General features: G+C 44.0%; 21 protein-coding genes and 1 riboswitch. Of the genes, 8 read left to right on the plus strand and 13 right to left on the minus strand.

From position 1 onward, the window contains the following. Positions 1 to 10 precede the first annotated feature (10 nt). A complete protein-coding gene (gene asnB, locus ACQYAD_RS03720; protein WP_430235716.1) occupies positions 11 to 1,894 on the minus strand; it encodes an asparagine synthase (glutamine-hydrolyzing) in 1,884 nt (627 codons plus the stop codon). Between the two features lie 238 nt (positions 1,895 to 2,132). Then, positions 2,133 to 3,332 carry a methionine adenosyltransferase gene (metK, locus tag ACQYAD_RS03725; RefSeq protein ID WP_430235718.1) on the minus strand — a complete coding sequence of 400 codons (1,200 nt, stop codon included), beginning with the start codon at positions 3,330 to 3,332 and terminating at the stop codon, positions 2,133 to 2,135. A 196-nt stretch (positions 3,333 to 3,528) separates the two neighbouring features. Continuing rightward, a riboswitch (SAM riboswitch) is annotated at positions 3,529 to 3,663 on the minus strand. Positions 3,664 to 3,918: 255 nt separating this feature from the next. Between metK and pckA the strand changes: the two genes are divergently transcribed. Further along, a complete protein-coding gene (gene pckA / locus ACQYAD_RS03730) occupies positions 3,919 to 5,505 on the plus strand; it encodes a phosphoenolpyruvate carboxykinase (ATP) (RefSeq protein ID WP_430235721.1) in 1,587 nt (528 codons plus the stop codon). Between the two features lie 117 nt (positions 5,506 to 5,622). Here the strand turns inward: pckA and ACQYAD_RS03735 are convergent, their stop codons facing one another. Both ACQYAD_RS03735 and ACQYAD_RS03740 read right to left on the minus strand, forming a co-directional pair. Further along, the gene (locus tag ACQYAD_RS03735) at positions 5,623 to 5,865 is read right to left on the minus strand and encodes a DUF2584 domain-containing protein (RefSeq protein WP_430235723.1); all 243 of its coding nucleotides are present in this window, start codon (positions 5,863 to 5,865) and stop codon (positions 5,623 to 5,625) included. A 39-nt stretch (positions 5,866 to 5,904) separates the two neighbouring features. Then, on the minus strand, positions 5,905 to 6,702 hold the full coding sequence (locus tag ACQYAD_RS03740; RefSeq protein ID WP_430235726.1) for an alpha/beta hydrolase family protein: 798 nt from the start codon (positions 6,700 to 6,702) through the stop codon (positions 5,905 to 5,907). A gap of 219 nt (positions 6,703 to 6,921) precedes the next feature. Between ACQYAD_RS03740 and ACQYAD_RS03745 the strand changes: the two genes are divergently transcribed. Genes ACQYAD_RS03745 through ACQYAD_RS03755 form a run of 3 tightly spaced genes read left to right on the plus strand, consistent with a single transcriptional unit; the run spans position 6,922 to position 9,526 of the window. Then, positions 6,922 to 7,941: an ABC transporter substrate-binding protein gene (locus tag ACQYAD_RS03745; RefSeq protein ID WP_430235729.1), complete on the plus strand. Its 1,020-nt coding sequence runs from the start codon at positions 6,922 to 6,924 to the stop codon at positions 7,939 to 7,941. A gap of 21 nt (positions 7,942 to 7,962) precedes the next feature. Continuing rightward, positions 7,963 to 8,739, plus strand: a complete 777-nt coding sequence (locus tag ACQYAD_RS03750; protein WP_430235731.1) for an ABC transporter ATP-binding protein — start codon at positions 7,963 to 7,965, stop codon at positions 8,737 to 8,739. Further along, positions 8,720 to 9,526, plus strand: coding sequence for an ABC transporter permease (locus tag ACQYAD_RS03755; protein ID WP_430235734.1), 807 nt, complete (start codon positions 8,720 to 8,722; stop codon positions 9,524 to 9,526). The genes ACQYAD_RS03750 and ACQYAD_RS03755 overlap by 20 nt, the downstream gene beginning before the upstream one ends. Before the next feature lie 14 nt (positions 9,527 to 9,540). On the opposite strand, the gene ytkD is transcribed toward ACQYAD_RS03755, so the two are convergent. Beyond that, the gene (gene ytkD / locus ACQYAD_RS03760) at positions 9,541 to 10,011 is read right to left on the minus strand and encodes an RNA deprotection pyrophosphohydrolase (RefSeq protein ID WP_430235737.1); all 471 of its coding nucleotides are present in this window, start codon (positions 10,009 to 10,011) and stop codon (positions 9,541 to 9,543) included. A gap of 1,111 nt (positions 10,012 to 11,122) precedes the next feature. On the opposite strand from ytkD, the gene ACQYAD_RS03765 reads away from it, so the two are divergent. Then, a complete protein-coding gene (locus ACQYAD_RS03765; RefSeq protein ID WP_430235740.1) occupies positions 11,123 to 11,380 on the plus strand; it encodes a DUF6154 family protein in 258 nt (85 codons plus the stop codon). Between the two features lie 61 nt (positions 11,381 to 11,441). On the opposite strand, the gene ACQYAD_RS03770 is transcribed toward ACQYAD_RS03765, so the two are convergent. Next, positions 11,442 to 11,882 (minus strand): Dps family protein, encoded by a 441-nt coding sequence (locus tag ACQYAD_RS03770; RefSeq protein ID WP_430235742.1) that lies wholly within the window; start codon positions 11,880 to 11,882, stop codon positions 11,442 to 11,444. Positions 11,883 to 11,988: 106 nt separating this feature from the next. Beyond that, the gene (locus ACQYAD_RS03775) at positions 11,989 to 12,462 is read right to left on the minus strand and encodes an S-ribosylhomocysteine lyase (RefSeq protein ID WP_430235744.1); all 474 of its coding nucleotides are present in this window, start codon (positions 12,460 to 12,462) and stop codon (positions 11,989 to 11,991) included. 133 nt (positions 12,463 to 12,595) lie between these two features. Here ACQYAD_RS03775 and yidD point away from each other — a divergent pair, with 133 nt between their 5' ends. After that, positions 12,596 to 12,835 (plus strand): membrane protein insertion efficiency factor YidD, encoded by a 240-nt coding sequence (gene yidD, locus ACQYAD_RS03780; RefSeq protein WP_430235746.1) that lies wholly within the window; start codon positions 12,596 to 12,598, stop codon positions 12,833 to 12,835. Between the two features lie 18 nt (positions 12,836 to 12,853). On the opposite strand, the gene ACQYAD_RS03785 is transcribed toward yidD, so the two are convergent. Beyond that, positions 12,854 to 13,453: a beta-class carbonic anhydrase gene (locus tag ACQYAD_RS03785; RefSeq protein ID WP_430236096.1), complete on the minus strand. Its 600-nt coding sequence runs from the start codon at positions 13,451 to 13,453 to the stop codon at positions 12,854 to 12,856. Between the two features lie 240 nt (positions 13,454 to 13,693). Here ACQYAD_RS03785 and ACQYAD_RS03790 point away from each other — a divergent pair, with 240 nt between their 5' ends. Both ACQYAD_RS03790 and ACQYAD_RS03795 read left to right on the plus strand, forming a co-directional pair. After that, complete coding sequence (locus tag ACQYAD_RS03790) at positions 13,694 to 15,055, plus strand: cytochrome ubiquinol oxidase subunit I (protein WP_430235748.1); 1,362 nt, start codon at positions 13,694 to 13,696, stop codon at positions 15,053 to 15,055. 56 nt (positions 15,056 to 15,111) lie between these two features. Further along, positions 15,112 to 16,158 (plus strand): cytochrome d ubiquinol oxidase subunit II, encoded by a 1,047-nt coding sequence (locus ACQYAD_RS03795; protein WP_430235751.1) that lies wholly within the window; start codon positions 15,112 to 15,114, stop codon positions 16,156 to 16,158. A gap of 54 nt (positions 16,159 to 16,212) precedes the next feature. Here ACQYAD_RS03795 and menC read toward each other — a convergent pair whose 3' ends face one another. The 5 genes from menC to menD form a co-directional block, all read right to left on the minus strand. Then, positions 16,213 to 17,319, minus strand: a complete 1,107-nt coding sequence (gene menC / locus ACQYAD_RS03800; protein WP_430235754.1) for an o-succinylbenzoate synthase — start codon at positions 17,317 to 17,319, stop codon at positions 16,213 to 16,215. After that, positions 17,316 to 18,800 (minus strand): o-succinylbenzoate--CoA ligase, encoded by a 1,485-nt coding sequence (locus ACQYAD_RS03805; protein ID WP_430235757.1) that lies wholly within the window; start codon positions 18,798 to 18,800, stop codon positions 17,316 to 17,318. Before ACQYAD_RS03805 ends, menC begins: the two co-directional genes overlap by 4 nt. An 80-nt stretch (positions 18,801 to 18,880) precedes the next feature. Continuing rightward, positions 18,881 to 19,699 carry a 1,4-dihydroxy-2-naphthoyl-CoA synthase gene (gene menB / locus ACQYAD_RS03810; RefSeq protein ID WP_430235760.1) on the minus strand — a complete coding sequence of 273 codons (819 nt, stop codon included), beginning with the start codon at positions 19,697 to 19,699 and terminating at the stop codon, positions 18,881 to 18,883. 34 nt (positions 19,700 to 19,733) lie between these two features. Continuing rightward, positions 19,734 to 20,546: a 2-succinyl-6-hydroxy-2,4-cyclohexadiene-1-carboxylate synthase gene (menH, locus tag ACQYAD_RS03815; protein WP_430235763.1), complete on the minus strand. Its 813-nt coding sequence runs from the start codon at positions 20,544 to 20,546 to the stop codon at positions 19,734 to 19,736. After that, positions 20,546 to 22,297, minus strand: coding sequence for a 2-succinyl-5-enolpyruvyl-6-hydroxy-3-cyclohexene-1-carboxylic-acid synthase (menD, locus tag ACQYAD_RS03820; RefSeq protein WP_430235766.1), 1,752 nt, complete (start codon positions 22,295 to 22,297; stop codon positions 20,546 to 20,548). Before menD ends, menH begins: the two co-directional genes overlap by 1 nt. Position 22,298 lies beyond the last annotated feature (1 nt).

Below are 22,298 nucleotides of genomic sequence, written 5' to 3' on the forward strand. Positions count from 1 at the left end.
CGCTTCCTTTTTACGCTTGGAATGCTTTTTCTTTTGCAAAGGAATACTTTTCTTCGACATACACTTGATGCCATACCATAAACATCAGTACCGTCCAAATCTTCCGGCTGTTATCCGCCCTGTCTTGGCAATGATCGTCAAGCAATTTCAACACATACGATTTATTGATCAAATGCTCCGTATTGCTTTCACGGATGATCGTCTTTGCCCAATCGTTCATTTCATTCTTAAGCCAGTGGCGGATTGGCACAGGGAAACCTAACTTTTTCCGGTTCAGCACATGGTCCGGAACGACGCCTTCGGCAGCTTTGCGCAACACATACTTTGTTGTCCCATTCGCCGTTTTCAGGCTCGTTGGAATTTTTGATGCCACTTCAAAAACCGCTTTATCCAAGAACGGAACCCGCAGCTCAAGCGAGTGCGCCATCGTCATTTTATCCGCTTTTAAAAGGATATCGCCGCGCATCCATGTATGAATGTCAATATATTGCATCCGGTCAACCGGATCATAGCCCCTGCTTTCCTCATAAAGCGGCTTTGTGATATCTGTGTATTCCAGACCGGTCCGATAAACGTTTAAGAGATCGCGTTTCTCTTCTTCCGTGAACATTTTCGCATTGCCGATGTAACGTTCCTCCATTGGCGTTACTCCACGCTCGATAAAGCTTTTGCCTCTCATTCCCTCGGGCATAATGTTGGCAATTCCTTTCAACAACACTTTACCAACCCGTGGAATTTTGTTAAAAACCTCCAACGATTGCGGTTCACGGTAAATATTATAGCCGCCGAACAGTTCATCTGCTCCTTCGCCTGAAAGCACGACTGTGACATGCTTCCGCGCTTCGCGAGCAACAAAATACAATGGTACACAGGCTGGGTCAGCAAGTGGATCATCCATATGCCACATAATTTTTGGCACTTCTTCCATATACTCTTCAGGAGTGATCACATAGCTGATGTTTTCCACCCCCAGTTTCTCAGCTGTTTCTTTCGCAACGTCAATTTCGCTGAAACCATTGCGTTCAAAACCGACAGAGAATGTCTTGATCGCCGGATGAAACTCTTTGGCAATTGACGCGATAATGGATGAATCAATCCCGCCGGAAAGGAATGAGCCGACCGGAACATCGCTGCGCATATGCATTTTCACCGAATCAAACAGAACATCCCTGATTTCTTTGATAAAATCGTCCTCCGATTGATGAACGGGTTTAAACTGCGCTTTCCAGTAGCGTTTGATTTCCAGCAGCCCGCCCATTTTTTTCGTAAAATAATGGCCGGGCTCAAGTTTTTTAATGCCGGTGGACAGGGTATCCGGTTCGGGAACGAATTGATAGGTTAAATAGTGCTGAAGGGCGTCATAGTTTAGCACATCGTTTTCAAGTGCAAGCAAAATGCTCTTTTTTTCCGATGCAAAAAACGTGCGCTCCCCGTCTTCCATATAGAAAAACGGTTTGATCCCAAACGGGTCGCGGGCTCCATACACCAGTTGCTCCTGCTTATCCCAGATGACAAATGAGAACATCCCGCGCAGCTTTTCAACCGCTTTTTCTTTCAAATGGCTGAACAGTGCAATAATGACTTCTGTGTCGGAGTTCGTTGCAAAAGTCAATCCTTCATTGAGAAGCTCTTCACGCAATTCAACATAGTTATAAACTTCGCCGTTGAAGATAATCCAATAGCGTTCATTTTCATACGTCAGTGGCTGGTGGCCGGCTTCGATGTCGATAATGCTCAAGCGGCGAAAACCAAATTGGATATGGTCATCATAATAGAATCCCTCATCATCCGGGCCGCGATGGGTAATCAAGTCATTCATATTTTTAAAAAGCTGTTTTTGCTCATCTGTATAAATTTGGGTTTTGTCGTGTACACAACCAATAAAACCGCACATTATGTACTCACCTACTCCGTTTCTAAAACTTCATCATTAATGTTTTTGAATACATCTCTCTAATACTACCACTAAACACGATCAAATTGCACCTGCAAAGAAAGGAAATTTGCCGTAGACATGCACAATTTACACGATTGTAACCGAACAAACATGAAAATGAAATAGAGAAGAAAAATTCGTATAAAGCTCCACTAAAAAAGAGAACTGTCATCACTGTGACAGCTCTCTAAAAATCTTACCTATTTGCTTGTTCTTTTAGTGCAGCAGCTTTATCTGTGCGCTCCCATGGCAAATCCAGATCGTTGCGTCCGAAATGGCCATATGCTGCTGTTTGTTTGTAAATCGGGCGACGAAGATCCAGCATCTTAATAATGCCTGCAGGACGAAGATCAAAGTTTTTGCCGACAAGGTCAACTAAAAGATCTTCGCTAACTTTTCCCGTTCCGAATGTATCAATCGAGATGGAAACCGGCTTGGCAACACCAATCGCATAGGCAAGCTGCACTTCCACTTTATCAGCAAGGCCAGCTGCAACAATATTTTTGGCAACATAGCGAGCCGCATATGCCGCAGAACGGTCGACTTTTGTCGGATCCTTACCAGAGAATGCACCGCCGCCATGACGAGCATAACCGCCATACGTATCAACGATGATTTTCCGACCAGTCAGACCTGCATCTCCTTGTGGCCCGCCGATCACGAAACGGCCAGTCGGATTGATAAAATACTTTGTATTTTCGTCAATCAATTCTTCGGGAACAACCGGATTGATGACATATTCCTTGATATTGCGCTGAATCTGCTCCAGTTCAATTTCAGGATGATGCTGCGTTGAAATTACGATTGTATCAATCCGAACCGGCTTATCATTTTCATCATACTCAACCGTTACTTGCGTTTTTCCGTCTGGGCGTAAATAGGGAAGGATTTCTTCCTTGCGCACTTCTGTTAACCGGCGGGACAGCTTATGGGCTAACGAAATTGGAAGCGGCATAAGCTCTTTTGTTTCATTGCAGGCAAAACCAAACATTAACCCTTGGTCTCCGGCACCGATTGCCTCAATTTCTTCGTCCGTCATTTGGCCTTCACGGGCCTCAAGCGCCTTGTCCACACCCATAGCAATATCTGGGGACTGTTCGTCGATTGAAGTTAACACGGCACATGTCTCAGAATCAAAACCATACTTTGCGCGATTGTAGCCAATGCCCTTAATCGTTTCCCGAACAATTTTTGGAATATCGACGTAAGTAGAGGTTGTAATTTCTCCTGCGACTAAAACTAAACCAGTTGTCACTGAAGTTTCGGCTGCAACCCGTGCATTCGGATCTTTTGCTAAAATGGCATCTAAAATGGAATCAGAAATTTGGTCGCAGATTTTATCCGGATGACCTTCAGTTACTGATTCAGAAGTAAACAAACGACGTTTTGTTGACATCTGAATTCCTCCTCTATTTCAAAATAAGGCGAGGCTCTACATACCGTTTCACCTCTATTTGATACGGAACTCATCCCTACTAGTATGAAATAAACATAGGTTTTTTATGAAATCTCTCGATGACGTGTTTTGAGATAAACAAAAAACCTTTCCAATGTGAGGAAAGGTTGAAAGCTTGCTGTTTCCACGCCTTTCACTCTTATCGTTCAAGGTCAAGCCTTGCATCAGGTTAAGCACCTTTGCTCGGAAAATTGCTTTTTTCAGCTGCATTCCGCGTTAGCAGGTTGCTGGGTTTCATTGGGCCTGTCCCTCCACCAGCTCGGGATAAGAGAGTATCCGTTCAAGGTAACATCATAACGTACGATGTCGAACAGTGTCAATGATTTTCAAACAATTTTTCACGAAAAAATCAATCCATCAAAATCAGGTTTCTCCTATTATCATGCAGGAATCTTCAAGGAGAATCACGAATCATACAAACAATAATTTTATAAATCCTTTAATTAGTATAGACTATTCCAGTGAAAGTGTTATACTAATTTTAACAAACTACATCAAAACTATTGTAAAGGAAGGTTTTTCGTCGATGAATTCTGTTCACATTCCAAATGGGCACGTTAAATTGGTAAAGAAGGACAATGTTCATGTCCAGCTATCTATTCCGCAATTAGTGGAAAAAGTGTTAAGCCGTGGAGAAGGATTGCTGACTTCAACTGGAGCTGTGAGTGTGTCGACCGGTAAATATACAGGGCGATCCCCTAAAGATAAATTTATTGTCCAAGAACGCTCGGTAAAAGAAAAAATAGCTTGGGGACCGACAAACCAGCCAATATCGGAAGAAGCCTTCTCCAGACTTTATGATAAAATGATCAACTACCTGGATCAGCAAGAGGAACTTTTTGTGTTTAACGGTTTCGCTGGCGCGGACAAAAAACATCAGCTTCCCATTCAAGTCATCAATGAATTCGCCTGGCATAATTTGTTTGCCCAACAGCTTTTTATCCGTCCAACAGTGGAAGAGATGCATACCCATGAATCAGAATTCACGATTCTTTCGGCACCAAATTTTAAAGCAGATCCCACTCTTGATGAGACGAATTCCGAAACATTCATTATTATTTCTTTTGAGCGCAGAGTCATTTTAATCGGCGGAACGGAATATGCCGGAGAAATGAAAAAATCGATTTTCTCGGTAATGAACTACTTGCTGCCTGAAGCCAATGTATTGTCGATGCACTGCTCAGCGAATGTCGGTCTAGAAGGCGATGTTGCTCTATTCTTCGGTTTATCCGGCACGGGAAAAACAACACTGTCAGCCGATCCGAATCGGCGCTTAATCGGTGATGATGAACACGGCTGGTCATCAAATGGGGTGTTTAATATTGAAGGAGGCTGCTACGCTAAAACGATCAGCCTATCACGGGAAAAAGAACCGCAAATTTTTGACGCAATCCAATTTGGCGCAGTTTTGGAAAATGTCATGATTAACCCTAATTCCCGAATTGCCGACTATGATGACAGCACATTAACGGAAAATACTCGTGCTGCTTATCCGCTTGAAGCTCTTGACAATATTGTGAAGCCTAGCGTTGCCGGCCATCCTCACACGATTGTCTTTTTGACGGCGGATGCCTTCGGCGTATTGCCGCCAATTGCCAAACTGACAAAAGAGCAAGCGATGTACCATTTCCTAAGCGGCTATACATCCAAGCTTGCGGGCACCGAGCGCGGGGTGACTTCTCCTGAAGCAACATTCTCGACTTGCTTTGGCGCGCCATTCCTGCCTCTTCCGGCAACGCGCTATGCGGAAATGCTAGGGGAAAAAATACTGGAGCACAATGCCAATGTCTTTATAGTGAATACGGGCTGGACCGGCGGTGAATATGGCAGCGGCAGCCGCATGAAACTGTCGTATACTCGCGCTATGGTTCAAGCAGCACTTGAGGGTGAACTCAATAGCGTTGAAACCGTGCAGGATGCCGTTTTCGGCTTAAATATTCCTGTTCATGTCGCCGGCGTTCCCGATGAAGTACTGCAACCGCAAAAAACATGGGCGGATCCGCAAAGGTATGAGCAAAAATCTAAAGAGCTGGCCGCAAAATTCCGTGAGAATTTCAAAAAATTCACAGATGTCGCAATGGAAATTTCCAGAAAAGGTGGCCCACTTCAGTAAAACGGTGGGAATTTCGGAAAAAACAGACACCTCAGTAGAGCGGTCGGAATTTCGGAAAAGGAAGGCCCATTTCAGTAAAAATGTTCACAACCAAAAACCCCTTTTAAGGGGTTTTTTTCAGTTGGTTGTATTAAGCGAAACCAGTTCATAGGTTACAAAGGTTTTTCCTTCCTGCCAGGTAACTTTTTTAATCAGCCCTGTTCCACTTGAGTCGCTCTCAATTGTTTTTCGCACATCGATCGGAATATCAATCGGATACAGCCGGTAACCAGCCTTCTCCACCAAAAAAAGATTTTCCTCAATCCGCTGTTCCCTTCCTTTTGTCACGATCATCGTATTCAATTCAAGGGGCATACCCATGGCGTCCGCTCCTTTATTTCGTCATTTTCTTTTATTGTATCACCATTTTGGAATAGTTTTCATCCACATTGTTAAATCTTCAACAACTTTGCGATTCACCTTTGGCGGAAAATAATGCGTAAATTCGGAAAAGTACCAGGCTTCAACTGGCTTGTCCAGTGCCTGTAGGCGCCGTTCCAGCCGATAAGCATGCTCAACGGAGACATTCTGATCAAGAACACCATGGATAATGAGAACAGGCGATTGAATTCTTTCTATTTCGTATAACGGCGTACGTTTTTTGTAACGTTCAGGATATTTTCCGGGCGTACCGCCAATTACCCGTTTCATCATCCGCCGCAAATCTTGCCGCTCCAAATAAGTCAACTCCATATCGCTTACGCCACCCCAAGTAACCACTGAAGCACATTCGGGAAAGTGGATTCCAGTCATCAATGCCATCACGCCGCCTCTTGAAAATCCAAACACATGCACTCGCTTGATTCCCGGCAATGATTTTAGTAATAAAAAACCGGAAAATGCATCCTCTCTATCATCGCCAGCGAAATCTTCATATCCCTCGCCCCCCTCGTTGCCGCGATAAAATGGCGCAAACACGGTAAAACCTTCGGCCGCAAATTGAGCAATCCTTGCCGGACGAACCTTGCCAACCCCTTTAATTCCGCCCCGCAAATACAAAAACCCCTCATCCGTTTGGATATTTTTTGGAATAGCCAGCATCCCCTTCACCCTCAGACCCTCCGAAAAATAAGTAATCAGATTAAGCTCCACCTGCGGATTGGGTGAAGGGAAACGTTGCACTGAAACAATCCGCCCGTTCATTTCTTCTATTTCCATACCATCAGTCCTTTTTAACAATCAGTAAAAAACCTCTCCTGCGTGATGAACGATTCATACAAAAGATAATTCCCACTATCCCCTTTAACGTTTCCACCATTTCTATTCTAAACGACAAATCGATTCTCAAAAAATTTTTCACACCTCACTCACATCTTTCCGCCCAGTTCATACGATATTCTAGGCGCAAGTACTGCCCAGAATAAGGAGGTTTATTGAATGAACAAATGGCTGCGAGTTAGTCTGATGATCTTTTTAGCTGCCCTGCTTATTTTTCCTTTAGCTGCCTGTAATAGCAACCAAAGTCAAACACCAACAAGAAAACTCGAAAAAGTCCGGGTTGCCGAAGTCACCCGCTCGATCTTCTACGCTCCGGAATATGTTGCTTTAGCAAAGGGCTTTTTTAAACAAGAAGGACTTGATGTTACCCTTACTACCACGTGGGGCGGCGATAAAACAATGACAGCCCTGCTCTCTGGCGGCACGGACATTGCCCTTGTCGGCTCCGAAACATCCATTTATGTCTATGCCCAAGGCTCCAATGATCCGGTCATCAATTTTGCACAGCTCACTCAAACAGATGGCACCTTCCTCGTTTCCCGTGAAAAAATCGACAAATTCTCATGGGATCAATTAAAAGGAAAAACGTTTTTAGGCCAACGAAAAGGCGGCATGCCGCAAATGGTCGGTGAATTTGTCCTGAAAAAGAACGGCATTGACCCCCATAAGGATTTGAAACTGATTCAAAACATTGATTTTGCAAACATTGCCAACGCCTTTGCCTCCGGTACCGGAGATTTCGTGCAGTTGTTTGAGCCGACTGCGAGCATTTTTGAAAAAGAAGGAAAAGGTCATATTGTTGCCTCTTTTGGAACCGAATCCGGCCATGTGCCTTACACGGTTTTCATGGCAAAACAAAGCTATATGAAGAAAAATCCGAAACAGATTGAAAGTTTTACTCGGGCCATTTATAAAGCCCAGCAGTGGGTAGATTCGCATAGCGTTCAGGAAATTGCCAAAGCCATCCAGCCATATTTCAAAGATACTAACCTTTCCATCATAGAAACGGTTGTAGATCGCTATAAGAGCCAAGGAACATATGCCACCAATCCGATTCTCGATGATAAAGAGTGGAACAATCTGCAAAACATTATGAAGGAAGCTGGAGAATTGCCAAAAGCAATTGACTATAAAACGCTTGTTAATACCGATATCGCTAACAAAGTCATGCAAAAATAAACTGAAAAGGAAGGCCGGAATATGAGTTTCTTAACAATCGAAGACGTCCATCATACGTATTTTTCCAAAGCCAATGCCACCACGGCCCTCTCCGATATCAATCTTTCTGTTGAGGAAGGAGAATTTGTCTCCTTTCTCGGCCCAAGTGGCTGCGGCAAAACGACGCTGCTTTCGATCATCGCCGGACTGATTCGCCCGACAAACGGCACCGTTTTATTAGAAAACAAGCCTGTATCAACGGTAAAAAATCAAATCGGCTACATGCTGCAGCAAGACTATTTATTTCCATGGAAGACGATCGAGGAAAATGTTCTATTGGGGTTAAAATTATCGAAGCTTCTTACAGAGGAATCAAAAATGGCTGCCCTGAACCTTTTAGCTCAAATGGGGTTAGCCGGTGTTGAAAAACAGCTGCCAAAGCAATTATCCGGCGGGATGCGGCAGCGGGTCGCACTTGTCCGTACGCTGGCAACAGAACCAAAACTGCTGATGCTTGATGAACCATTCTCTGCGCTTGATTATCAAACAAAGCTCAAGCTGGAAGACCTCGTTTCAAAAACGCTTAAAGAATTCAAAAAAACAGCGATTCTTGTAACCCATGATATCGGTGAAGCCATTGCGATGAGCGACCGGGTGTTTTTGTTTTCCCCTCGTCCCGGCAAACTGCACCGAGTCTTTCATGTACCGGAAGAATTAAGGAGACTCTCTCCTTTTGAAGCAAGGGGACATGAAACCTATTCCGAGCTCTTTCAAACCATCTGGAAGGAGTTGGATAGCCTTGAAACCATCAAACCATGATGTCCAAAGGTTGCATAAAAATTTTCTTCATTCCCTGGAAATTGAAAAGCGATGGGTTCGCTTTTATCAAGCGATTATTTTCATTGCCTTTTTTGGCAGCTGGGAACTTGCCAGCCGTCAACAGTGGATCGATCCGCTGATTTTCAGCTCACCATCGAAAATTTGGCAGTTATTGTTGGCAAAAATCCAGGACGGCACGCTTGCTGCCAATCTTGGCATCACCTTAACGGAAACGGTGTTTGGCTTTATCCTTGGAACATTGCTCGGAACCATCTTGGCAGCGATCCTTTGGTGGTCGCCGATGGTGTCGAAAATTCTTGATCCATATCTCGTCATTTTAAACGCGATGCCAAAAGTTGCTCTAGGTCCAATTTTAATTGTTGCCATGGGTCCCGGACTTTCCTCGATCATTGCAATGGGTGCCATAATCTCCGTTATTATCACAACGATCGTCGTGTATACATCGTTCAGGGAAGTCGATCCGAATTATTTAAGAGTGTTGCAAACCTTTGGGGCAACAAGGCTGCAATCCTTTAAAGAAGCGATTTTACCAGCTTGCTTCCCGACCATCATCTCCACCCTGAAAGTCAATGTCGGCTTATCATGGGTCGGCGTGATTGTCGGCGAATTTCTCGTTTCTTCGAAAGGGCTTGGCTACATGATCATTTATGGTTTCCAAGTTTTTAATTTTACGTTAGTGCTTTTATCCTTGCTTGTCATCGCTGTTTTTGCAACGATTATGTACCAGCTAGTTGCGTTATTGGAAAGAAAATTAATCAAAGAATAGCGAACCGCCAATCGCTATTCTTTGATTTGGTTAATCCGTTTCACACATTCCTCAATTACCTTGTCTTTCATAATAAAACTGTATTCATCACGGTCGCGAAGCTTTAAGATGTCTTCTTTGACAATGACTGGGCCTCTTGTTTCCAAATAATCGTTTTTAGCGTCAATTGTTTTTACTTTTCCCAAAAAAACCGCCTTAACAAATGGGGATTCGGGATCGTTTACCCGGTACTCAGCAACCCATTTCAGTTCACCAATTACTCCGCCAGTCTCTTCATAAACTTCTCTTCGTGCTGCTGCTTCCAGCGTCTCACCTTTTTCTGCTTTTCCCCCTGGAAACTCCAGGCCTCGCATTTTATGATTGGTTAGCAGCCAGCCAGCGTCTGTTTCCGTAATGACAAGCACATGCCTTGCCTCTTGATGAAACTGGTTATGTTCAAAAGACAATTCGACTTCATTCCCGGTATGATCAATAAATTTTTCCATTCCTCGTTCGCCCCATTAAATTAAGTATATTTTTATTATAAAATAAAATTGGATTTTTTGTACTTTTTCATTTTGTTTGGGTTTTATTAACTTGCCTAATGACCATTTCTCATGTTCTTTTCGACTATACGGGCGTTAGTCCCCCTGCCTAATGACCATTTCTCAGGTTCTTTTCGACAAAACGGGCGTTAGTCCCCTGCCTAATGACCATTTCTCAGGTTCTTTCCGACAAAACGGGCGTTAGTCCCCTGCCTAATGACCATTTCTCAGGTTCTTTTCGACAATACGGGCGTTAGCCCCCTTCCTAATGACCATTTCTCAGGTTCTTTCGACAAAACGGGCGTTAGCCCCCTGCCTAATGACCATTTCTCAGGTTCTTTTCGACAAAACGGGCGTTAACCCACCGCCTAGTGACCATTTCTCAGGTTCTTTTCGACAAAACGGGCGTTAGCCCTCCTTCCTAATGACCATTTCTCAGGTTCTTTTCGACAAAACGGGCGTTAGCCCTCCTTCCTAATGACCATTTCTCAGGTTCTTTTCGACAAAACGGGCGTTAGCCCTCCTTCCTAATGACCATTTCTCAGGTTCTTTTCGACAAAACGGGCGTTAACCCCCCTTCCTAATGACCATTTCTCAGGTTCTTTTCGACAAAACGGGCGTTAACCCCCCTTCCTAATGACCATTTCTCAGGTTCTTTTCGACTATACGGGCGTTAACCCCCCTTCCTTATGACCATTTCTCAGGTTCTTTTCGACAATACGGGCGTTAGCCCCCTTCCTAATGACCATTTCTCAGGTTCTTTTCGACTATACGGGCGTTAGCCCCCTACCTAATGACCATTTCTCAGGTTCTTTTCGACAAAACGGGCGTTAGCCACTTTCCTAACGACCCTTTCTCAGCTTTCCTCCCCTATTTTGCCATAAAATAACACTGAACATTGTACTTTTTCAATTTGCCAATCATTTTCAATAAAACCTCACATAAAATGAAGGAAATACCGCTTTCGTAACGAATTGTTTATTTTATTTACAATGACGGATTGTAGGATATTTTTCAACTTTTAGGGTATTGAATAAGTAAAGATCTTTTTCTATCAAAGGAGGTGCGGAAAATGAGACTTGTTGATGAACTTTATGATTTATACAGAAATAAGCTGACGGGTGATGAGGAAGATATTGATATGCTGACTTTTGCCTTTCTTGAAGAAATGTCGCGGGAAGATTTATTGGGGATTATTCATGATATGGACACACAGGAATTGTATGATTTAATGGGGTTGTACTTGATTGAAAGCCTTAAAGGCAAGTTTGCCCAAGAAGAGTACGGACAACGGCGCACACCAACATTTTACCCACGAAATATTCACTAATGTACATACCATAACAAAAGAAAAAACATGTACCTTTCGATGTACATGTTTTTTCTTTTTCCTATCCTAAAAATGCTTTCAGCATCCAAACATGTTTGCCAAGGCTTTCGGAAATGCTAATAAACATGTCAGCTGTTACATGGTCATCGGCCTCTTCTGCCAATTTAATCGCTTCTTTCATTTCGGTGATCATTTTGGAAAAATCATCAATGACCGCTTGAACCATTTCCTGCTCTGTTTGCTCACTTGTTGCTGCTTCCGTGATGGAAGCCGTTTCTAAACATTGCTTAAGAGTTGACAGCGGTTTTTCACCGATTATTAACAGCCGCTCGGCAATCGCATCAAGATGTTCGGTTACTTCGTTGTAAAGCTCTTCAAATTTCACATGCAGGGTAAAAAAATGATGTCCTTTTAAAAACCAATGATAATGATGCAGCTTTTCATATAAGACGGTAAAATTGGCTACTTGTAGATTGACTGCTTCAATGTATTGTTTTGACATGTTCATCCCTCCGGGTACTATTTTCCCCAGTGGGCACAAAATGAAACATCTCTTGCTCGAAAGAAAAAACTCCCTATCGTCGTGAATAGGAAGTTTTTTGCCCCGTTTAAGCGAAAATTTGCTTTAAGTCGGTTTTGCTGTGTTTTAGCCAGCCATGCATTAATTCTTTTGCCCCGGCTAAATCGTGCAGGGCGGCTTGACCGCATTGCACCTCATTCGCTGCCGGCACTTCATTCATTTCCAGTGCATCTTTCATTGTGTTCTCAAGCAACTCAATGATTTCATCGACTGTTGGTTCACCACTAACCACAAGGTAAAAACCGGTTTGGCATCCCATTGGCGAAATATCAATAATATCAAAATGATCATATTGATCAGCATGCTTGCGAATCGTATAAGCCAATAGATGTTCGAGCGCATGCAGTGCAGCGGGCTCCATCGCCTCTTTATTTGGCTGGCAAAAGCGAAGATCAAACTTGTTCACAACCCCATCGCTTCCTACTTTATGAACACCGCAATGTCTCACATAGGGAGCTTTTACAGCATTATGATCCAATTCGAAACTTTCTACTGACGGCATATAGCACCTCTCCTTTTCCTAAACTTCTTCCATCATACCGCAAATTTCTGCGATTTTCATTAAGCAAAATTTAGACGGGCAAAATGAGTTTGTGGTATTTTGGAGATAGATATTTAGACAAGGAGCCAAAATTATGTTAAAAACTCTGCTTATTTATCTCATCCGCTTTTACCAAAAAGTTATATCGCCTTTAAAACCGCCAACTTGTCGCTTTTACCCAACTTGTTCGCATTATGGTGTCGAAGCGATCCAGCGCTTTGGTGCCTTAAAAGGGGGGTGGCTTACGATTAAACGGATTTTCCGTTGCCATCCATTCCACCCGGGAGGAGTTGATCCTGTTCCAAAAGAGTGGTCGAAGAAAAAGCAAGAGTAACAGCCATTATTCCAGTTCTCATTCGCCCGCTATTTTGGCCGTACCCGCTTCCGTTTTCGTCTGATATCCGTCAACAACGAGATCAAGCTTCCCTGTTGCCGGATCAATCACCAATCCATGCACTGGGATTCCTGCAGGCATTAAAGGATGATGGTTGATGACGCTGACACTTTGCTCCACACTTTCAAACACATTATCAAAGCCGTGCAGCCATTTTTCAAAGTCAACCCCTGAATAGGAAAGGGTGTTAAGCGTATCCTCGGAAATCCCCCGCTCTTTCATTCGCTCAATCATTTCTCCCGCCTTCAACGCACTCATGCCGCAATCATGGTGACCGATGACAAAAACTTCGTCGGCTTGCAGCTCATAGACAGCGACAAGAATACTCCTCATAATGCTGCCAAACGGATGGCTGACGATTGCCCCAGCGTTTTTTACAAGTTTCACATCCCCATTGCTAAGATTCATTGCCTTTGGCAATAACTCAAGCAGCCTTGTATCCATGCATGTTAGCACAACCATCCGTTTTTTCGGAAACTTGTTCGTTGCGTATTTTTTGTATTCTTCTCTTTCAACAAAATGTTGATTGTAGTCCAAAATTTCCTTTAATAAGGTCACACTTGCCACATCCTTCTTGGTATTCCTGTTTAATGGCATCATACTAAACTCCCTGATGATACGCTCTTGCGCTCATTTTATCCAATACCGATAGAATAAACAATAAAAAAAGCAAATCTTCCTTTTGATTTACTTTTTACATTCGAAAAGCTCTTTTTCATTATCAACTTTAGGGAAATTTTACATATCTTCTCAGAGTTTGTGAATAATAAAAAAAGTTGATTGGAAAGGAAGATGGGGATGAGTGATTTACTTCTAGCACGCAGCTTGTTTGGTACAACAATGGGGTTTCATATTATTTTCGCGACAATTGGAGTTGGCCTTCCGATGATGATGCTGACTGCCGAGCTGCTTTATCAAAAAACAAAGGATTTGGATTATGTTGTCATGGCAAAAAGATGGACAAAAGCATTTGGGGTGCAGTTGGGCGTCGGCATTCCAACCGGTACGATTGCCGGAATGCAGCTTTCGCTTTTGTGGCCTGGGTTTATGGAGGTCATTGGAAAAGTAATGGCCTTGCCGTTTCAAATCGAGATCTATGCTTTTTTTGTTGAAGCCCTGTTCATGTCGATCTATGTATATGCAGCAGAACGAATCAAACCATGGGCAAGAATAGGAAGCTTGGTATTGGTAACACTTGGTGCATTAGGCTCGGCCGTTCTCATTACAAATGTCCATGCATTCGAAGGAACTCCGGCCGGTTTTAAAGTCGTTAATGGAAAAATTGTCGATATCCATCCATGGCAAGCCTTTTTTAATCCAAGTTTTTTTGTGACATCCGGCCATGTGGCCTTATCAGCCTACACAACCGGTGCTTTTATTATTGCCTCCGTCTCCGCTTTTAAAATGCTAAAAGCTGGCTTTGGTACAAGAATTTATCAATTTCATAAAAAGGCTTTAATAGTTGGCCTTGTTGTCGGGTTTGTGTTCTCCTTATTGACGGCCGTTAATGGACACGATTCCGCGCAATATCTTCACAAGTATCAACCGGAAAAGCTGGCTGCCGCGGAAGGATTATTTGAAACCCAGTCCCACGCGCCACTAGCAATTGGCGGTTTTACCGATCGAAAGACTGAAACAGTCAAATGGGCAATAGAAGTTCCTTGGGCACTCAGTTTTTTAGCCGGTAACAGCTTCGATACAGTGGTGAAAGGGCTGCATGATTTCCCGAAAGAATTTTGGCCGCCGCTGTTTGTCCACACACTATTTAATGCAATGGTTGGCGTTGGAACATTGTTAATCATTATTTCACTCATTGGGCTTGTTTGGCACAGAATTCTCAAGAAAGATCGCTTTCCAAAATGGCTGATGTGGCTGTTTGCCGTTTCAGGCCCGCTTGCCATGCTTGGAATTGAATTTGGCTGGATTTTTGCCGAAACCGGCCGTCAGCCATGGACCATCTATCATGTGTTGGCAACGAAAGATTCGGTGACAACTGCAAATAATCTTGGCATATTGTTTATTTTATTTGTGCTTGTCTACCTTGTGCTGGCATCATCCGTTTTGTTTGTGCTTCGCTATTACTTTAAAAGGAATACCGTAATGGATGATTTAAAACGGGCAGAGCAAACAGGAGTGCCGCTGTTTGGCTCAAATTCATAATTTTTTCCATGCTGAAATAGAAAATGATGCTTTGATTTCCTGAGGAGGTGTTTCCCATGGTCGATCCTTATAAAGCGGTAACCGTGTTGTGGGGATTTGTGTTTATTTATGCTGTCATGGCGACAATGGATTTTGGCGCCGGCTTTTGGTCGATGTTTTATTTTAACCGAGAAAAAACAAAGGCAACAAATATCGCAAACCGCTATTTATCACCAACATGGGAGGTAACAAATACATTTGTTGTCGCGCTGGTAGTAGCCGTTTACAGTCTTTTTCCAAGAGGCGCCTACACCTTAGGCACCATTCTGCTCATTCCCGGCAGTTTGATTTTATTATTGCTTTCCATTCGCAGTGCCTTTCTTGTGTTTTCTCATATTGCGGATGAATACGAAAAAGTACTAACCTATATTTCCGGTATTTGCGGAATTCTAATTCCGGGTCTATTGATTAGTGTTTTACCGGTAACCCACGGGAACTATGTCGATTTTTCCGCCCAGCGGCAAACATTGGATTTAGCCGGGTTGTTCACCAGCCCGAATGAATATGCGTTTTTCGGTTTTGCAATCACTAGCACACTGTTTCTTTCATCGCTTTTGCTGGCCGACTATTCAAAGGTCTCAGAGGAATTTGAGGCATATTCTGTTTATCGAAAAGATGCGCTGCTGATTGGCCCAATTTCTCTAATCATGGCGTTATTAATTGTCTATACGTTGCGCAGCGAAGCTTCATGGCTTTACGATAAAATGATGAACGATTTCGCACTGCTCGTTCTTTCCCTTGTTTTTTTCATTATTGGCTATGCCGGCCTTTTTCTGCCGTCAAAAAAAGGCCGAATAGGAATGCCGCGGCTTGCTGTCGTTGCCGTTACCCTTCAGTATTTGATCGGTAGCTACGTGTATGGAAAAGCGCATTTGCCGTATATGGTTTACCCTCATGTGACGATCCAGTCTGCTTTTACTGACCCAAGCTCGTTTCGTGCCGTCTTTATCACATACATTGTCGGCTTCGCTATTCTTTTCCCCGGCTTCATCTATTTCTGGAGCCTGTTTATGAATGACAAACGATATTTGCGGCGCGAAAAGGCAAACCCGGCGCGGAAATAACAATCTAAAGGCCAAGCATTGCTGCTCGGCCTTTTCTTATGTTCAGGAATTCCCTTAAAAAACCAATTCCTTTTTGGCTATCATCACTTCTTTTAGCCGTTTTACATTGAGCGAAAAGCCAATCCCCGGCTCATCTGGTACATACACCATGCCGTTTTTCACTGTCACTTCTGGCAAAATAATGTCTTCGTCCCAAAACCGGTTTGATCCAGAAATATCGCCGGGTATGGAAAAGCCGGGAAGTGCTGCAAGAGCAAGATTATGGGCACGGGAAACGCCAAATTCAATCATCCCGCCGCACCAGACAGGAACATTACGCTCATAACAATAATCATGAATCCGCTTCGCTTCACTCAAACCGCCAACCCGGCCAATTTTAAGATTAATGACTTTGCAGCTCCCAAATTCTACCGCTTTTCTTGCATCCTCGAATGTGATAATGCTTTCATCAAGGCAAATCGGAGTTTTGATTTCGCGCTGCAGTTCGGCATGCTCGATCAAATCATCATAGGCGAGTGGCTGCTCGATTAACAGCAAATTGAACTCGTCTAGCGCTTTTAATCGGTCTTTGTCTTTTAACGTATAAGCTGAATTCGCATCAGCCATCATCGGCAGATCGGGATAATGACGGCGGATTTCTTTTAAAAAAGCAATGTCCTGCCCGGGATGAATTTTTACCTTTATCCGCTGATAGCCTTCCTGCAAATAGGTTTCAATTTGCGCGAGAGCCTTTGCAGTTGTATCTGTTGCGACCACGACACCGGAGGGAATGCTAGATCGGGTTGCGCCAAGTAGTTTTGCGAGCGGTTGCTGCTTCCTTTTTGCATACAAATCCCAAAGAGCTGTTTCAATCGCGGCCTTTGCCATATTGTTTCTGCGGATCGCTTTGAACTGTTCTGCAACCTGTGAAGGATGTTCAATTGGCTGTTTTTTTAAAAGCGGGATTAATAGGTCAGCGAGCATATGCATGCTCGTTTGCACTGTTTCTTCCGTGTACCATGGGGTTGAAAAAGCGACTCCTTCGCCGTAACCGGAAACCCCATCCCGATCCCTTACTTCAACGATGATGCCTTCCCGCTCGGAAACCGTTCCTAAATGGGTTAAAAATGGCGATTTAAGCGGCATTTTAATTACATAAAGCTGAACAGATGCGATCTTCATGATCGCGTACCACCTTTTTCCCAATCCTCTTGAAGCTTGCGGCGCAAAAGCTTTTTGGCAGCGTTCCGCGGCAGTTTTTCAACAAAAACGAATTCTTTTGGAATTTTGTATTTTGCAAGCCGCTCTGAGCAAAACTGGCTTAGTTCTTCAGCAGTTACTGCACACCCATTTTTTGTGACGACGAATGCGGCCGGAACCTGTCCCCATACTTCATCGGCAATGCCAATGACCCCCGCATCCACGATTTTTTCATACCCAAGCAATGCTGCTTCAATCTCTGCTGGATAAATATTTTCACCGCCAGAAATAATCAAATCCGCCCGGCGGTCGAGCACAAATAAAAATCCATCTTCCTCCACATAGCCGACATCACCCGTATAAAGCCAGCCATCCTTCAGTTTTTCCTTTGTTGCATCCGGACGGAATAAGTACCCTGCAGTCACATTTGGCCCTTTCACCACGATTTCACCTGCTTCCCCAGCGATCGCTTCCCTGCCATCCTCGAGAACAATTTTCAATTGAGAAGGAAACAGCGGCTTTCCGGCTGAACCGAGTCTGCTTAAGCTGTACTCTGGTGAAAGGGTGACAATTTGCGAAGCGGTTTCCGTCATCCCGTATGATTGAAATACGGGGATATTTTTTCCCACACATGCTTCAAGCAATGGCCGTGGTGCAGGCCCCCCGCCGAGAAGCATGCAGCGAAAATGCTGCGGCAGGCTGGTATGGTCTAGATGATCAACGATTTTTGATAGCATCGTGCTTACAACGGACATGATCGTTACCTTCTTCGCTTGGATATCTTCTATCGTTTTGTTGACATCAAAGCGTTCATGCAAAACAATCGGCATGCCGTAAATCACGCTGCGCATCAGGATCGAGTAGCCGCTAATGTGAAAAAGCGGAACCGTGCACAGCCAGCAATCCTTTTCCATGAATCCAAGATTTAAAGCGGAACCGATCGAGCTCCACCAATGATTCCCGTACGTTTGCAACACCCCTTTTGGATTGCCGGTTGTCCCTGAAGTATACATAATCGTACAAACACCGTTTAAATCGATTTCAGCTTGAATGGCAGGTTCGGCGATCGGTGCAGCGAACAATTTTTCTTTTGTAATGGTTTTGATCGATTGCGGTATTTCGTTTAAAACTGCTTCAAAATCAGATTCCAGCACGAGAAAAGCCGAGTGGGAATCCTTCAGCTGCCAGCTTAGTTCTGCCGGAGTCAGCCTGTTATTTAATATGACGGCTTTTGCTCCCAATAACTGCAAAGCAAACAATATGACGACGGTATCAAGATGGTTTTTGAGCAAAACTGCAGCGAAATCGGCTTTCTTTAATCCAAATTGCTGAAACTGCCCAGCTGTTTTCCGTGCACATTCGTACAGCTCTTTGAATGACAATTCCTCGTTGTTAAAATAAACTGCCGTTCGATCAGGAGTCAAAAAAGCCCTTTTGATCAAAAAATTAGGCATCACTTGCATCCTTTTCACCTCTTTCATTAACGCAGCAGATTGGTAAAAAAACAGCCTGATGGAACTCCATCAAGCTGCCGTTTAATGTATTAAGGAAAACGAGGGAACTGGCCGAAGTCTGGCTTGCGCTTTTCTTTAAATGCGTCACGACCCTCTTTTGCTTCATCCGTAGTGTAATAAAGCAATGTTGCATCCCCGGCAAACTGCTGAATACCTGCAAGACCATCTGTATCGGCATTAAACGCGGCTTTTAAAAACCGGATTGCCGTTGGGCTCTTCTCAAGAATTTCTTCGCACCATTTAATCGTCTCTTCCTCAACTTGATCGAGCGGAACAACGGTGTTAACCAAACCCATGTCAAGCGCTTCCTGCGCATTGTACTGGCGGCATAAATACCAGATTTCCCGTGCCTTCTTATGTCCGACAATACGGGCAAGATAGCCGGAACCATAGCCTGCATCAAAGCTGCCGACTTTCGGGCCGGTTTGTCCAAAAATGGCATTCTCCGCCGCAATCGTCAAATCGCAAACAATGTGAAGAACGTGACCGCCGCCAATTGCATACCCTTTTACCATCGCAATGACCGGCTTTGGAATGACTCTGATTAAGCGCTGAAGATCAAGCACATTTAGCCGGGGAATTTGATCCTCTCCAACATAGCCGCCGTGGCCGCGCACTTTTTGGTCGCCGCCGGAACAAAACGCCTTGTCTCCTGCTCCAGTTAAAATAATAACGCCAATATCGGAATCATCGCGGGCATACGCAAACGCATCAATCAATTCCATCACTGTCTTTGGTGTGAAGGCATTGTGAACATGTGGGCGATTGATGGTGATTTTTGCAATCCCCTTATAGGTTTCGTAAATAATTTCATCATATTTACGGCCTGCAACCCATTCTACTGTCAAACTGATTTCCTCCTTTAATATGTATTATAAACAGCTACATTAACTGAGTTAAAAACCCACTTACTATTGTACCAAACTTTTCTGGTTCTTCCACATGTATTGCATGTCCACTATTTTTTATCATAGCCCAGCGGCTTTTTTTCAATTCAGCGGACATCTTTTCAGCAATTCGGCAAAATTTCTTGTCTTTTTCACCCGTCACAAGCAAGGTTTCATTCTCGATAAGATGAAGTTTGTCCCACCATGACGGCTGGGAGCCTGTTCCCATACCAAGAAGACTATTGGCTAGTCCATCGGGATTTTGCGAAAGTCGCTGTTGTCGTATCGCTTCTTTTACATCACCTGGAGCCTCTTTTACAGTCGAAAACAACGGGATATTTTCCCAGTAATCAACAAAATCCCCAATTCCTTTTTCAAGAATTGTTAAAGCCAACTTTTGATCCTGCTTACGGCGCTGAGAACGATCTTCTTCTGTTAACAATCCGGGCGAACTGCTTTCCAAAATGAGTTTGCGTACCCGCTCAGGAAAAAGTAGCGAAAACGTCAGTCCAAGCCGGCCGCCCATCGAGTATCCAAGTAAATCCACTTGATCGACCCCGATTTCATCGAGCAGGAGCCGTAAATCATTGGCAGCAGACTCAATTGCATAACGCTTCAAATCTTGAAGTGATTCCGTTTTTCCGTGACCGATCAGATCGGGAATAATCAGCCGCGAGTGTCGACCCCATTTTGAACAAAATGGCAGCCAAGTCGAGGAGTCTCCTGTAAAACCATGGAGTAGCAACAGCGGATATCCTTCGCCACAAGTTTCGACATAATAGCGGACATCGTCGATAAAATACTCCATCAAGCGTCACCTTTGACAAAATTTGATATTTCCCGGGAAACGAGCGACCAGATTTCGCGATGTTCTGCAGTGCTTTTCTCCCGATCTGTCACAACTTCGATAACATTTAAGCTGCTTGTTGTTCTTGATGCCGCCATTGCCGCTTGAAAACCTTGCAAATCGGTAACAGTAGTGAATTTTCCACCATACATCCGGACTACATGTTCAAATTCCAAATTGAGCGGTGTTCCAAATAATTGTTCAAAATTCTTCGGATGCTCTGCTTGCGGCAGAAACGAAAAAATCCCGCCGCCATTGTTATTGACAAGAATAATCGTAATATCCAAATGGTATAGCTTAGCTGGCAATAATCCGTTTAAATCATGGAAAAACGTTAAATCGCCAATTAACAGATAAAGCGGCTTCGAATAAAGCGATGCACCAAGGGCTGTTGAAATTGTGCCGTCAATCCCATTGACACCACGGTTTGCCAGAATTTTAATCGATTTCGGATTCGTAAAGAAAAAGCTGTCCACATCGCGAATCGGCATGCTGTTGCCGACAAAAAGGGTCGCTTCATCCGGAAGCAGTCGGGCAAGCTCATAAAACATACGGCTTTCATTAAAATCGTGAAATTCACGAATCTTAGTCATATTCTCTTTTGTTAAGTGGTTTGCCGCCTGCCACTTTTCAAAAAAGTCTTTCTTTTTCTTCGGCTCAACGTACTCTGCCATTTTTTTGCAAAATACCGTTTCATTGCAATAAACCATATCAGTTGACAATACAGCTGGATCACGCCAGCCGCCACCACCATCGACAACATATTGCACAGCCTGGTAGTTTTCTTTTAAAAAGATTGTTAACGCTTTAGAAACCGGCATTGCCCCGAATCTTAGCACGACATCCGGTTTTAAATAATCCTTTGCCTCGTTATTCCGTAAAAATGTATCGTATGTTTCAACGATCATATCCTGGGGATGGGTTCCGCTTCTCAATTGGGACAACGGGTCAGCAATAATCGGATACTGCAATTTTGCTGCAAGAGCCGTAACGGCATGGGCAAATGCCTCATCGGCAAGCTGACCGCAAACAATGATTCCTTTGTCAACATCATTTACTGTTTGCGCAATTGCCCTTAGTTCCTGTTCGTCAATTGTTAATTCGCCAGTATGGATTTTCACATAGCGGTTCGGCCGTTCTGTAAGCGCAAACAGATTTTCCCCTAAGAAAGGGACTAATGGTTCGCGAAACGGAAAATTCAAATGAACCGGACCGGCTGGAGCCTGGCTTGCAACTGCTGCAGCCCGGGCACAGACCGTTCGCACATAGCGGAGCATCTCGCTGCTTTTTTCCGGTAAAGCCATTTCCACAAACCACTTCACATGCTGGCCGTAAAGCTGAATTTGATCGATTGCTTGCGGTGCCCCGACATCCCGAAGTTCATGAGGCCGATCAGCAGTCAGTACTAGCAGCGGAACGCGCGAGTAATACGCCTCGACAATTGCCGGGTAATAATTAGCTGCCGCCGTTCCGGATGTGCAAAGCATGGCAACGGGTCTCTCTGATGCTTTTGCCAAACCGAGGGCAAAAAACGCCGCTGAGCGTTCATCCACATGGATATGAAGATGCAAATCCGGATGTTCAGCCATTACCATTGCCATTGGGGTGGATCTGGAACCGGGACTGATCACTACATCGGTAACCCCCGTCTGCACTAATTCAGCGACAAACGCCGCTGTATAAGCGGTTAAAGCTTCTTGATGATCATTCATG

Origin of the sequence: Neobacillus sp. SM06 (genome assembly GCF_050496765.1) — a bacterium.
Taxonomy (GTDB): Bacteria; Bacillota; Bacilli; order Bacillales; family Cytobacillaceae; genus JAEVLT01.

Excerpts from the sequence above, each read along its gene's own strand:
- asnB (WP_430235716.1), bottom strand. The coding sequence starts at position 1,894 with ATGTGCGGTTTTATTGGTTGTGTACACGACAAAACCCAAATTTATACA.
- metK (WP_430235718.1), bottom strand. The coding sequence starts at position 3,332 with ATGTCAACAAAACGTCGTTTGTTTACTTCTGAATCAGTAACTGAAGGT.
- pckA (WP_430235721.1), top strand. The coding sequence starts at position 3,919 with ATGAATTCTGTTCACATTCCAAATGGGCACGTTAAATTGGTAAAGAAG.
- ACQYAD_RS03735 (WP_430235723.1), bottom strand. The coding sequence starts at position 5,865 with ATGGGTATGCCCCTTGAATTGAATACGATGATCGTGACAAAAGGAAGG.
- ACQYAD_RS03740 (WP_430235726.1), bottom strand. The coding sequence starts at position 6,702 with ATGGAAATAGAAGAAATGAACGGGCGGATTGTTTCAGTGCAACGTTTC.
- ACQYAD_RS03745 (WP_430235729.1), top strand. The coding sequence starts at position 6,922 with ATGAACAAATGGCTGCGAGTTAGTCTGATGATCTTTTTAGCTGCCCTG.
- ACQYAD_RS03750 (WP_430235731.1), top strand. The coding sequence starts at position 7,963 with ATGAGTTTCTTAACAATCGAAGACGTCCATCATACGTATTTTTCCAAA.
- ytkD (WP_430235737.1), bottom strand. The coding sequence starts at position 10,011 with ATGGAAAAATTTATTGATCATACCGGGAATGAAGTCGAATTGTCTTTT.
- ACQYAD_RS03765 (WP_430235740.1), top strand. The coding sequence starts at position 11,123 with ATGAGACTTGTTGATGAACTTTATGATTTATACAGAAATAAGCTGACG.
- ACQYAD_RS03770 (WP_430235742.1), bottom strand. The coding sequence starts at position 11,882 with ATGTCAAAACAATACATTGAAGCAGTCAATCTACAAGTAGCCAATTTT.
- ACQYAD_RS03775 (WP_430235744.1), bottom strand. The coding sequence starts at position 12,462 with ATGCCGTCAGTAGAAAGTTTCGAATTGGATCATAATGCTGTAAAAGCT.
- yidD (WP_430235746.1), top strand. The coding sequence starts at position 12,596 with ATGTTAAAAACTCTGCTTATTTATCTCATCCGCTTTTACCAAAAAGTT.
- ACQYAD_RS03790 (WP_430235748.1), top strand. The coding sequence starts at position 13,694 with ATGAGTGATTTACTTCTAGCACGCAGCTTGTTTGGTACAACAATGGGG.
- ACQYAD_RS03795 (WP_430235751.1), top strand. The coding sequence starts at position 15,112 with ATGGTCGATCCTTATAAAGCGGTAACCGTGTTGTGGGGATTTGTGTTT.
- menC (WP_430235754.1), bottom strand. The coding sequence starts at position 17,319 with ATGAAGATCGCATCTGTTCAGCTTTATGTAATTAAAATGCCGCTTAAA.
- ACQYAD_RS03805 (WP_430235757.1), bottom strand. The coding sequence starts at position 18,800 with ATGCAAGTGATGCCTAATTTTTTGATCAAAAGGGCTTTTTTGACTCCT.
- menH (WP_430235763.1), bottom strand. The coding sequence starts at position 20,546 with ATGGAGTATTTTATCGACGATGTCCGCTATTATGTCGAAACTTGTGGC.
- menD (WP_430235766.1), bottom strand. The coding sequence starts at position 22,297 with ATGAATGATCATCAAGAAGCTTTAACCGCTTATACAGCGGCGTTTGTC.